The organism is Flavobacterium coralii (assembly GCF_019891545.1).
GTDB lineage: Bacteria > Bacteroidota > Bacteroidia > Flavobacteriales > Flavobacteriaceae > Flavobacterium > Flavobacterium coralii.
The window spans coordinates 39,002-51,516 of sequence record NZ_JAHDIU010000004.1; the positions used below are offsets into that span (position 1 = coordinate 39,002).

Here is a 12,515-nt window from a genome sequence, read left to right on the forward strand (position 1 = left end):
AGCCGTATTAACTTTTTGTTAGTACTGATAAATAAAACGGTACAGGTGAATTACCTGTACCGCACTTCTTATCTATGGTTGTTTCCTGCACCTTTCGCTGCAGTATTTTACATTCTCCCAGTTTTTCTCCCACTTTTTGCGCCAGGTAAAGGGTTTACCGCAGGCGGCACATATCTTAGAGGGCAGGTAAGACTTGTTCCCCTTGTGGGAGGTATTTCCTGAAGGCATAAATATCTACTTTTGCTTTTATATCGAACAGCAGGCTGTATAACCCGAAAAACGTACGGTTTACATATATAAAATGCTTGCTGCCCCTGTTAGTATTCATCTTACGGATATTCTTATCATTGGCAAAACGCTCGCTAAGCCCTGCTATGGCATTACTGAAACCTTCCTGCGAAAAATCGAAATGCTCGTGGCGGTAAGGCTCTACAAATACATTAAGCAACTCATGGAACAAGGCCTTAAAATACTCAAACTCTTTAGGCTCATCATCCGCTTTTAGTACCTGAAGAGTCATAAGCCTTTCTGTAAACCTTTCATCATTGGCCAATGTTTCGGGCTGTATCAGGTCAAAATACGGCTCATAAAACTCCTCTGGCAGTGCTTTCATACAGCCAAAGTCTATTGCAATGAGGTTGTTATCTGCATCTACCAAAAAGTTCCCAGGGTGGGGGTCGGCATGAAATTTATGCAACCCGTGTATCTGGAACATATAAAAATCATATAGTGCCTGCCCTACCTTATTGCGTTCTTCCTGCGTGTGCTCTTCTTTACACCATTCAGAAAGGTGCTTGCCCTGCATCCAGTCCATCGTAATGATCTTCTCGCACGACAGTTCGGGGTAGTATTTCGGGAACACAATATTCTCGAGCACGCTGCAGTCTTTACGGATTGCCTCGCTCTGCTGCAGCTCCAACGTGTAATCGGTTTCCTCCATCAGCTTGTCTTCCACTTCCTGAAAGTACTCATCGCTGGTGCCTTTAAGGTTAAACATGCGTAACGCTATAGGCTTTACAAGGGCAATATCTGTACCTATACTTTCGCGCACGCCGGGGTATTGTATTTTTACCGCAAGGTTTTTACCGTTTTTCCGGGCGCGGTGCACCTGCCCTATACTCGCTGCGTTTATGCTTTCGGGTTCAAACTCATCAAACAGTACATGCGGCTCGCAGCCAAAATATTTTTTGAAGGTTTTCATAACCAGCGGCGCCGAAAGCGGCGGCACGCTAAACTGGCTTAACGAGAATTTCTCAACATAGCTTTGGGGCAGCAGGTTCTTTTCCATGCTAAGCATCTGTGCTACTTTAAGCGCACTGCCCTTAAGCTCTTTAAGGCCGTCATAAATATCTGTAGCGTTGCTTTCATGCAGGCTGTCTTTGGTAAGCTCGGGGTTTACCATTTTTTGCCCGTAATACTTTATGTAATTCCCACCTATTTTCACACCGGTATGCACAAGTTTTGTAACCCGCTCAATTTTATTGGTGGGGATTGAATCTAATCGTTTCATAAATTTGGCTTAAGCTGTGAATTTTTCTTTCCAGATGAATTTGCCCAGGTCAAACAGGCTTTGCAGCGGTGTGTTATACACCAAATCTGAAGACGCCTTTACCGACTTTTCTATAAACACATCTGTTTTTTCAAAGCCGGGAGATGTATCCTGCATCCAGAATTTAAAGATAGACAGGAACTGCAGCCACGCGGCTTCTTTAAGGGCTGTGCCTTGTGCTTTGTCGGCACGCTCATGCTTTATTTCAAAAGGCTTTTTGAGTACCGAGGCTGCATATTCTGTAAATACTTTACGGAATTCTTTAAGCTTGAGCAGGTTGCGAAGGCGGTGGCTGCCATCGCCCATCAGGTACATTATAAAGCTGCGGTTTGCAGTGGCAAGCTCAAAGAAGGTAAAGTGAAATGCCGACAGCTTTTGCGTTCCGTCATATTCAGGATAGGCGGGCGACTGGTGCAGCATTTCAAGCGTATAATCAAACATCTCTTTAAAATACTGGTGTTCTAAAGCATCGAATGATGCAAAAAACCTGTAAAACTCTGCCTCTTCATAACCATTATCCTTTGCAAACTTATAAACGGTTGCAGGACGTGTTCCTTGTGAAAGGCAGTAGTCGGTATATTGTTCTATAATATCACTTTTAGTTGCTGCTTTCTTTATTTTTTTTGTAGCCATAATAGTAAATTTTATACTACAAATTTAAACAACAACCATGCAACAAGCTTCTGAACGCCTGTTAATTATCGTTCAAAAATTTTGAAAGTTATAAGATGGTTTTGGCTATTCTTTAAAACAGTTTCAGGTTGATAAAACGTAACTTTATACTACTAACCTAAAGAACCTGATTATGAAGATGACAACCATATTTTTAGCTGCTATCCTGCTGTTTGCAGGACTTAGCTGTAATGATGGCAAGAAAGAAGAAAGTGTTACCGTTACCACCACTGAAGAAGTAAAACGTACCGATACCGTGAGTGGGCACGTGCGCACAACAACCGCAGTAACAAGGACAGTGGAAACCGACACTACCGAAACCGAAATTACTACAGGTAATGTTGAACTGGAGCCTGTTGAGTAATTACAGGCACTTTAGTGCACATTTCTCTCCGTCTATTGCGGCAGAGATAATGCCGCCTGCATAGCCTGCGCCCTCCCCGCATGGGTATAGCCCTTTTACCTGCACATGCTGTAAGCTCTCAGGGTCGCGCGGTATGCGAACCGGCGATGATGTTCTTGACTCCGGGGCATGCAGTATAGCATCATTGGTTAAGTAGCCGCGCATTGCCTTGCCGAACTCTTTAAAGCCTTCGCGCATGGTTTGGGTTAAAAAGCCCGGAAAAACCTGCCCAAGCTCTACAGGCGTTGTACCCGGTACATAAGACGTTTTGGGAATATCAGCCGATAATTTGCTTTGTGTAAAATCTACCATGCGCTGTGCAGGTACACGCTGCGTTTCACCTGCAAGGTGCCATGCCTTCTGCTCAATCGCTTTTTGGAACTCAAGCCCTGCAAGTGCGCCAAATTTAGCAAACGGCTTAAAATCTTCGAGCTTTAGCTCTACCACTATACCCGAATTTGCCGTTTCCTGGTCGCGCTTGGATGGCGACCAGCCATTCGTGACCACTTCGCCCGGGCTTGTGGCACATGGTGCTATAACACCCCCGGGGCACATACAAAACGAATACATACCCCTGCCGCCAACCTGTTTTACTATGGCATAAGGAGCCGGCGGAAGATAATCGCCACGGCCTGTAATAAAATCGCAACTGTACTGTATGCTGTCTATCAGCTTTTGCGGATGTTCAGCCCGAACACCCAATGCAAAAGGCTTTGCTTCTATATATATTTTTTTGCGGTCGAGCATTTCAAAAATGTCTCTTGCCGAATGCCCTGTTGCAAGGATTATCTTGTCTGCTTTAATGATATCACCATTTTGCACCTGAACACCCTGTACAGCATTCTCTTTAACAAGAATATCTGCTACGCGGGTATCAAACAGTACCTCGCCACCAAACTCTTTTATTTTTTCGCGCATCTGCTGAATTATCTTCGGCAGCTTGTTGGTACCAATATGCGGATGCGCCTCTACCAGTATATCGGGTGATGCGCCAAAGGCTACAAATAACCGTAGTATGCGGTCAACATCACCACGCTTTTTAGAGCGGGTATATAATTTACCATCAGAGTAAGTGCCTGCCCCGCCTTCGCCAAAACAGTAGTTAGAATCTTCGTTAACAATATGGTCGCGGTTAATAGCTTTAAGGTCGCGCCTGCGCGTCTGTACATCTTTACCACGTTCTATTACAATGGGTTTAAGCCCTAACTCTATAAGCTGCAATGCCGCAAAAAGCCCTGCCGGCCCCGCCCCTATCACAATTACCTCTTTTGCGTTACTCACATCTTTATAATCGGGCAGTGCCAAAGGCTGCTCATTATACTCCTCATTATAATAAACGGCAACCTTCAGGTTTATTTTAACGGCTTTTTGGCGGGCATCTATACTGCGTTTAAGTATGGCAATATGCCTTATATCATCAGGGTTTACGTGCATTAGTTTTGCAACGTGGGCAGTAAGCAGTGGCATTTGCCCGGCAACCTCCGGTGCAACCTGTATTTGTAACTCTCTTGGCATGCCGCAAAAGTAAATAATTTGTTTAAGGTTTCAAGTTCTAAGTTTAAGGTTGCTTATCCTTCAGTCCTTAACAATTACCCCCTTTGGGGGTTAGTGGGCTTCCTCAAAAGCATGCAGGGCAAAGCTTGCCAGCCAGTGCTCGCCTTCATAATTGCCATCTACAATAGCAGGTAATGAATAGGTAAGGTGCTTACTTGCCAGCGCGGAAAGATGCCCCAGTTGTTTAGGGTATTCTTTGGCAAGGCGGTAAAAATTCCAGGCACGGCTAAAGTTAAGCCCGTCTAAATGCACCAAGTGGCCATCCTCCCTGTCAGAAACTTTACCCGGCTCCCAGTCATATTTTTTACTGAAAATGGCAGGTGCAAAATCTTTAAGCCATTTTAAAAATTCATCTTTTGGCATGATGCGCTGCATGATACCTATTTCCTCAAGGCAGGGCGACAGGAAGTCGGTTCCGCTTGGCTCCCAGCCAAAGGGGCAGTTTTCGTCATTTTTAAACAGGCGCAGGGCATTATCCCTGATACTGTTTTGCAAGGCAGTGTGCTTTGCGTGCACAGCATAATCCCACGCGAAAGACATACCAAAAGCAGTGTTGCTGTGTGTGCCAACCCGTAGAGCGTAATTTAGCTTTGGCAAGAACTCTATATACCTTTCGGCAAGCAGGTTGGTTAGCGGCTGTAAATTCGCAGCAAGCTGTTTTGCGAAAGGTTCATTATAGGTATCAAGTTCCTGTTGCAGCTTTAACAGCCATGCCCAGCCATAGGTACGCTCATAAGACTTTTCATGTTTTTTATTGAAGTAGGCTACCTCCTGTGCAATATTCTCAGCAGAAAGGTTTGTTTTTAGTTTACCGATTATTTCTTCCCTCCTGTCAAGATCTGGAAAGTGCTTCAGTAAATAAACAAGGCTCCAATGCCCGTGTACCGATGAGTGCCAGTCAAAACAACCGTAAAATGCCGGATGCAGCACTTTAGGGCCCGCCAGTTCTGTCGAGTCGGCTAAAAGCTGGCTGAGCTTGTTAGGGTATTCCTGTTGCATGCATTTCAGCGGCAGGCCTGCCAAACCATTGGCTCGCTCTAAGGTAAGCTCCTGCGCCGAAGCAAATGCACTTATAAGTAAAATAGAGAGTAAAGTTATTTTCATCTTTCCAAAGGTCTTTTTCAAATATAGCTTTTTTTGAATAATGCTTCTACTCAAATCAAAATTCCCGGCCATGAGCCGGGAATTATAAGGGTGAGAAAGCAAAAATGTAAATTAATATAGAATCTTTTTAGTTACTCTTCCTTTTTCTGTTGTAATGTTTATTATCAGCATTTGCTGTTGCGACACCAGGTCGGATATCTCTGTTGTAACATCGTTAATTCCGTTCCTGCTGTATAGCAGCCTGCCCCTCGCATCGAATATTGCCACATCTGTAATTTCTAAATTACCTCCGTCAATGGTAATAACACCATTGTTCTGGTAAACTACAACACGGTTGTTATCCAAAACCGGGTTATCCGTACCAAGCGCCTGCGGCACATACCAAACTTCAAACCTGTCATTCACAATACCTGCTTCTGTGCTGAACTCGTAGTCAGAAAGTTTAAGGTTAGTTACCGTGTTTAGTAAGTTATCCTTCAGGAAAATATCCTGCGCCTGAAGGAAAAGACCGTCAACATGGTCAAGCGTAATGGTATAAACGCCCCCATCTGTAATCCTGATACCTACAGGTACTACATCGGCAGGTGTAAATGTACCCCTTGCCTGTACGGCAAGTTCTTCATTTGCAGCAAGCGTGTAAACCGCTACTGCACCATCTGTGCTGAATGAACGCCCGTCCCAGCCATAATCAATGCCGAGTGTGGTTTCGTCATTATAAGCAATGGCAGCCTGCTTAAACTCGCCGTTAGTACCTGTTATGTTTAACCATAAGCGCGAAATGGCAGGCTCGTCATTATTATTTTGCCCTGTCCTGAAGAACTGCCCGTTGTTAACGGCGCGCCTCATGCTGTTGGTAAATTCCAGTGTACCGCCCTGTGCCTGCACGAAGAAGCCCTGCCCTGAATTTATAACCCATTCAGAAGGGTCGCCAACAAATGCATCGCCGCCCACATCTCCGCCGGGAGCCGTGTTTGCTGTATAAGCCGCTTTGGTTATAGTTGCATAGGTTGGTGATGATGCTGTTATGTCGTTACGCTTCCTGAAGAAGTAAAGCGCTGAAGCCTGGTCTATTGTACCAATATTTATATCAAAGAAATCATGGATGTTGATTGGTGACGGATAAGGGTTACCCACCATGTTATATCCGTTAGCTGTAACCTGCATAGGTACCGGTATGTATCCGTTATTAGGTACACCTTCAAACTGGCCTGTCCACTCTTGTCCTGATACTCCTTCGCTGTAAACAACCCAGTCGTTCGGCATACGGATAAGATAGCCCCTACCCGGAACAAACTCGTTTACTGCAGGCACCATAGAGGTATAAATATCCTGCGACTCACTGTAGTCGTAAAAACGGTTAGGAACGGTGTTTGGTGAGAAATCAAGCAGGTTTTGCCCCCTTACCGGAGATGACCATATCGTATAATCGAGCCTGTAAAGCGGTGAACTGTTCTTGATAACAGTTATTTCTCCTGTATTAGGAACATCGTCAATCTGGATAAGGTTTGCGTTATCCTCTATGGTGTAAGTACCACCATTATTGGTAACAGCACCCTGAAGTGTAACGTTATTACCTGAAGTTACTGTTACATTAACCCCCGGCTCTACCTGTATGCTGCACGCTTCTATATCAGCGTTTATTACATAATCAGCCGCAAAGATAAGTGCAAGCCCCGGTGCAGGGGTACCGTTACTCCAGGTTGTACCGTTCCAGGTTGTTGAGGCTGTAGTAATAGTTATCGGGTCGGTATATACCTCATCACAAGAACCGCTTTGCACTACTGCTCTTATATAAACAGTACCTGTTATCATACCAATCTCCTGGCTGGTAAGTGTCGGGGTTGTATTGTTAATGAAAACAGACGTGCTGAAATCATTATCGTCAGAAACCTCCCAGCGCACTACATTACCTGTGTAGCCCGAAAGCGTTACAGGATCTTCTGCCATACCCGTACATGATGTCTGGTTACCCGAAAGCACACCTGCTTCAGGAGCCTCTGTTACTATTATATCGGCTGCATCGGTAGCTGTAATACCGTTTGCATCCCTCACGGTTAGTATATAGTTTGTTGTGCCGGCAGCAGTTGTTGGCGGTGTGGCTGTTGCTGCACTGCCAAGTCCGCCAGACCATTCGTAAACGTAAGGTGGCGTACCGCCTGTTACGTTAGTAGAAAGCGTTACCTCATCACCTTCGCAAAATGTGCCTTCGCCTACTATACTTACCGCCACATCCTGCACCGCAATTCCTGTAAATACAGAGGTTTGCCCCGGTGTAAGTATAGCGCCTGCCGCAGTAAGTGTGTTACCGCTAAGCACTGTATATTTTTCCCACGGGTTCGTTACCTGGTTAAAAGTGCCGTCAAGCTGGGCAGCACTAAGGTTGCTCTCTCCGCCTACTGCATCGCCTGTTACATATTGTGCCGTAATGGTAGCTGCTGCGCCTGTTATACCGGTTTGCGTTACATTCCAGTATCTGGTAAGGTAAGCGGGGGTACTGTAGTTATTAGGGTGTACCGCATCACGCACATTTACTGCTACCGAAGCATTAGTGAACGAACCGGAAAGTATTTCTACAGCTATTGGCGAATAAGTAGTGTTGCTTGTCTTTTCACCTATCGGGTAAAAATATGTACCCGGTGAACTGAACGGCCTGATAAGCTCACCTTCGCCGTCTGCAACGATCATCGTAGTGGCAGAGAAGCTGCCTGCTACTGCATTGGTACCCAATGTCAGGTCATAAGCACCAAGATTTAATAAACCTGACGTGAGCGTAAGCGTTCCCGAAACTCCTGCATTCGCAGACAGGTAAGTTTCGCCCGTAGCTTTGTTAATGGTTAAATTGGTTAACTGCGGTGATACCGTACCACCCAGGTACTGCTCATCTATACCGTTAAAGTTTACGGCAGTTGAAGCAAAGCTTACCGTTTGATTGGTCAGTAGGTCTCCAGCTATATTTAAGGTTGCAGGAAGCGTAGCTCCTGTGCCGCTTATAATAAGGTTATGATAAGCTGTAAGGGCTCCGTTAGGTGTAATAACCGTTTGGTTAGTGCCTGTATATTCCACAGTATTTTCTACTGAACCTACAAATAAAGAGCCAGTGTTGGTTATCTGCCCTGCTATACGCATTACATTGCCTGTTACTGCCCTTAATGATGCGCCCGAAGCGACAGTTAGGTTATTAAAGTTGGTTTCACCACCAATTGTGGCATCAAGGGCTGTAAAGGTTACATTACCGTTACCCGGGTTAAAGGTACCGTTGTTAATCCATGCACCTGTAACGCCTGTTATAGTTAGCTGAGAACCTGTTGGTGTATTTAAAATACCTCCGGCCTCTATGGTTAGCGTACCTATTGTAACACTGCTGTTAAGTATAGGGTCGTTTGGTGTAGTAGCCGCATTCGGAATAATAACTTTAGTATTATCAGAAGGCGTTGCATTAGGTGTCCAGTTGGCAGCGGTTGTCCATGAATCACTTTGAGAGCCATTCCATGTGGCAACCTGGTTTTGAGACTGCGCAAGAGTAAGCTCACGGTTACCAAATGTAGAATTGAAAAAAGCCACATTTACGTTGGTAAGCTCCACCCAGTTTTCGGTGGTATTAAAGTTAGACCTTCCCTGCTCTATTACCTGCAAAGGAGAAGTTACCACAACCCAGTCAACAAGCCTGTTTTCGATGTTTCCGTTAAGCTCACTATCCAAATAATGCGAACTGATTATTGCTTTTGTTCCTGAACCTCCGGTTTGTATAAAGTCATATGTACGCAAAATACCGTCAGGTTTGCCCGCAGGAGCGCTGCCAAGTGTTATCCTGATGCTCATAGAAGTTGGCAATGTGCCTACCGCCGGAAAGAATATTGAGGTTGTAGGGTGACCAAAAGTATACAGTTTGTTAGACGTTATGCCGGTATTCCTTGTAACGGTACCACTCACATCTCCCGTACCTGTATTGGCTGCATTAGGGCCCATAAATAAAGTATTGGCACCTGTAGAAAAGCTACCCACAGTAGCCGAAGGGTTGGCGTTAGGCAGGTTCAGGTTTCCGTTAACCGTTACGTTGCCTGATGCTGATGCCCCCCCGGTAGTTGAAACCGTTACGTTATTATAAGTACCGCCAGGCAGTGTTTGTGCTGCTGTGGCAGCATTCAATATTACCGTACCTGTGCCGCCCCATGTCCTTCCTGATGTAAATGGCGTGCTACCGGTATTTTGTGTCGTTATAGTACCATTGTTTACAATAGTGGATAGCGAACCCGTAAGTGTACTTGTACCCAGAGCCAGGGTTTGGGAAGCATCAACAGTAAGTGTGCCGTTAACGACGAAGTTATTTGCGGCTGTAACAGTGTTATTGCTTGTTGTATTTACCGTAAAGGCATTAAAAGCATTGGTGGTGCCCGGCGTTACCTGGTTAAAACTCAACGAAGGGCTTGTATTGCCTGTAACCACAAAGTTAGAAGAAGCGCTGCCCCTTAAGCCCCCTGCTGTGGTGTTGGTAACAGTACCCGCTAAAGTAAGTGTATTGCTACCAATAGATAGCCAGCTATTATTTAAGAATGATATATTACCCTGCACGTTAACATCTCCTGAAAGCTGGGTGTTACCGGCAACGGTAAAGTTTTGGGCCGTACCGTTAAAGTCAGCAAAGGCAGATGTAGGGTTGGCAACAATTACAACATCATCAAGCGCTATCTCATCATAGTTAGTGCCCGAAACGCCATTTAGTGTCCACCTTAAAAAGTAATAATTATTAGATGCTACATTTATACCTGTAATGGTAACCACTTTATAATAGGCTTTCCAGCCCGGCACCTCATCGGGTGTGGCGGAAGTTGTTTCATTTAAAGAAGCGATATTTGTATAAGTACCTGTGGCGCTTGAGGCGTGGCTGAAGTTGAAGCTGTTTGAGCCTGTTTCATCGTTATATACATATACTTTATAACCAACGCTTAATGATGTAATGGCAGCGCCTGTCTGGTTCTGGAACCTGAAGGTCACCGTACCGGGTGCAAAATCAGCCGGGGCAGCCTGTATACCCAGCGCATAATTGCCCGGTGCCACTTCAAATCCGTAAAGGCCCGGATCTGTCTCACCGCCCTCAGATGAGCCACTGTCATAAGCTGTATCTTCATTGTTATTACCCCCGAAGTTTATGGCACCATCAGCAAATCCGGAGAATGCCCATGAATATGAGTTAAGCTCTCCCTGTGCCGGCACATTGCCTACACCACCTCCTGTAAAAGCACCATTGTTTACACCATCTACAGTAGTATCAAAATTTATCCTGTAAGCTGTGTTAGCAGTGGTTACCTGCAGCCCAAGCGGTGCATTTTGCGTTAGCCTGCTACCTGTAGCAGGTGATGTGGTGCGGTAGTTTTGGGTACCGCCGCTGCCGTTATATTCATAAACAGCCACGTGATAGGTTGTTGCCGCAGTTAACCCCGTAACGGTAACGGATGATGCGCTGCCTGCATAAACTACATAGTTACCGGTACCCAGTTGTGAGCCTGAGCCAAATGTTGCCGAAGCAGTATAATTAACACCATCTGCAGGGGCAGTATCCACAGCGCTGCCGGAACGTACCACAACCAGCCTTTCTGCTCCGTTGCCGTTAGTCCAGTTAACTGTAAATGATGAGGCGCCCACATTAGTAAAGTTTACCCCTGTAGCCGAAACAGAAGGCTCTGCTGCCAGTACTTTGCCCGATACTGCAATAAGCCTGTTTGAAGCACCTGTTGTGCTTACAGTAATGTTACCCGAATAAATGCCTGCCACGGCAGATGCTTTTAGCCTTGCATATACGGTTACCGGCTGCCCTGTAAGCGTTGTTCCTGAACGTGGTAATATAATAGCATCAGCATAGCCGGATGCGGCTGACGTGGAAACTTCAAAGTTAGCAGGGGCTGTAACTGTAACATCATTAGTAAGGTTAGCTCCGCTCACTGTAAACGTTTGTGATGAGGATGCAGTACCTGTTACAGTTGTTACTGATGGCAATGCCGTAGTAGATGTAATTAAAGACGGGACAAGCTGCGGGTTTATGGTAAATGTAATGCTGTTAGATACAGCAGTGCCATTAGCAACCGTTACACTTGCAGTACCTTCTGAGGCTATATCTGTAGCGGTTATGGTTGCCGTTATCTGCGTCGGCGACACATAATTGGTAATACGGTTAGAGCCATTCCACCTCACTAAGCTGGAAGGCCAGAAATTCTCTCCCGTAACAGTTAAAGTAAACTGCCCTGAGCCTGCTACAGCAGCTGCAGGAGATATTGATATAATTTCAGGTTTTTCTACTGTAACGGAGATATTGTCAAATAGGGCATTTTGATTATTTTTTGTTGACGCATTCCAAAAAGCACCTAAAAGCGGCAGCGCAGTACCTGTACTTGCGCTGTTGGTTACAGTACCCTGAGAGGTGAAATTTCCTGTAGAAGGATCCTGGAAGGCACCTCCATCATTACGCAGATAGAGCTGCCACTGGTTATTAGAAGGGTTATACGTTACCCTTACACTTAAATACTGGTTACCAAAATCAGTGAAACCGGAAGCACCCGAAGACAATAATGTAGTATTGGTTCGAATACCGGCAGTATACCTGATTAAACGTACAGGGTCAGTCTTACCGCTGTTACCAAGCAATATTGCATAGCCCGTACCTGTTGTGGCAGTAGTGTTTGATGTTCCCGCCAGTACAAATACCGATGCATACAGGCCACTTGCCGTACCCGATGGGTTAGAGCGTTGCTGCCTCATATTAAAATTCCAGGTAACAAGCCCGGGATTGCTACTTAATGTTGTATTATATGGAGTAGTGAAGTTTGCTGCACTTGTATAGGCTAAAATCCAGCCATTTACGTTTGCTGCACCCGATGCATTGTTTGTAAGGGTTAATAAGCCCGAATTGATTCGTGCACCAAGGTCATTACCACTTCTCAGCATCGACCATGTAGGACTGCTGCCAATAGCACCGTTAGCTGTGGTAAACGATGTACCTGCCGAAGTGCTGAAACTATCACTAAACACAATTTCCTGGCTTTGAGCGTTACTGCCAATAAGCAGGAAAATAAAAGTTGCAGCACCTAAAAATAAGTTGCGTAATTTTTTATTCATACATTCAAATTTTAAATAATCTTCATTAAAATCTACTGTAATATAGATACTTGTGAAAAATTACCAATTTATTTTAACAAAAATTCACAACTATTAACTTATTTTTTTGTGTAATAACATGTAATT

At 45.0% G+C, this 12,515-nt stretch carries 7 protein-coding genes; 1 reads left to right on the top strand and 6 read right to left on the bottom strand.

Translation table 11 applies throughout. The annotated features are described in order from the left end of the window. Positions 1–72: 72 nt before the first annotated feature. The 3 genes from KJK34_RS07530 to KJK34_RS07540 are packed head-to-tail and all read right to left on the bottom strand — an operon-like array spanning position 73 to position 2,182. Positions 73–228 carry a DUF2256 domain-containing protein gene (locus KJK34_RS07530; protein WP_223053254.1) on the bottom strand — a complete coding sequence of 52 codons (156 nt, stop codon included), beginning with the start codon at positions 226–228 and terminating at the stop codon, positions 73–75. Next, positions 176–1,510 (bottom strand): ABC1 kinase family protein, encoded by a 1,335-nt coding sequence (locus KJK34_RS07535; protein WP_223053255.1) that lies wholly within the window; start codon positions 1,508–1,510, stop codon positions 176–178. The genes KJK34_RS07530 and KJK34_RS07535 overlap by 53 nt, the downstream gene beginning before the upstream one ends. A gap of 9 nt (positions 1,511–1,519) precedes the next feature. Then, positions 1,520–2,182, bottom strand: coding sequence for a TetR/AcrR family transcriptional regulator (locus KJK34_RS07540; protein ID WP_223053256.1), 663 nt, complete (start codon positions 2,180–2,182; stop codon positions 1,520–1,522). 172 nt (positions 2,183–2,354) lie between these two features. Here KJK34_RS07540 and KJK34_RS07545 point away from each other — a divergent pair, with 172 nt between their 5' ends. Next, entirely contained in the window at positions 2,355–2,585 is a 231-nt protein-coding gene (locus KJK34_RS07545) for a hypothetical protein (RefSeq protein ID WP_223053257.1), read from the top strand. On the opposite strand, the gene KJK34_RS07550 is transcribed toward KJK34_RS07545, so the two are convergent. From KJK34_RS07550 to KJK34_RS07560, 3 genes are all read right to left on the bottom strand, one after another. Then, the gene (locus KJK34_RS07550; RefSeq protein WP_223053258.1) at positions 2,586–4,139 is read right to left on the bottom strand and encodes an NAD(P)/FAD-dependent oxidoreductase; all 1,554 of its coding nucleotides are present in this window, start codon (positions 4,137–4,139) and stop codon (positions 2,586–2,588) included. A 90-nt stretch (positions 4,140–4,229) separates the two neighbouring features. Beyond that, positions 4,230–5,282: a DUF2891 domain-containing protein gene (locus KJK34_RS07555; protein WP_223053259.1), complete on the bottom strand. Its 1,053-nt coding sequence runs from the start codon at positions 5,280–5,282 to the stop codon at positions 4,230–4,232. Positions 5,283–5,393: 111 nt separating this feature from the next. Continuing rightward, positions 5,394–12,389 (bottom strand): RemA C-terminal-like gliding motility protein, encoded by a 6,996-nt coding sequence (locus tag KJK34_RS07560; RefSeq protein ID WP_223053260.1) that lies wholly within the window; start codon positions 12,387–12,389, stop codon positions 5,394–5,396. Between the last annotated feature and the right edge of the window lie 126 nt (positions 12,390–12,515).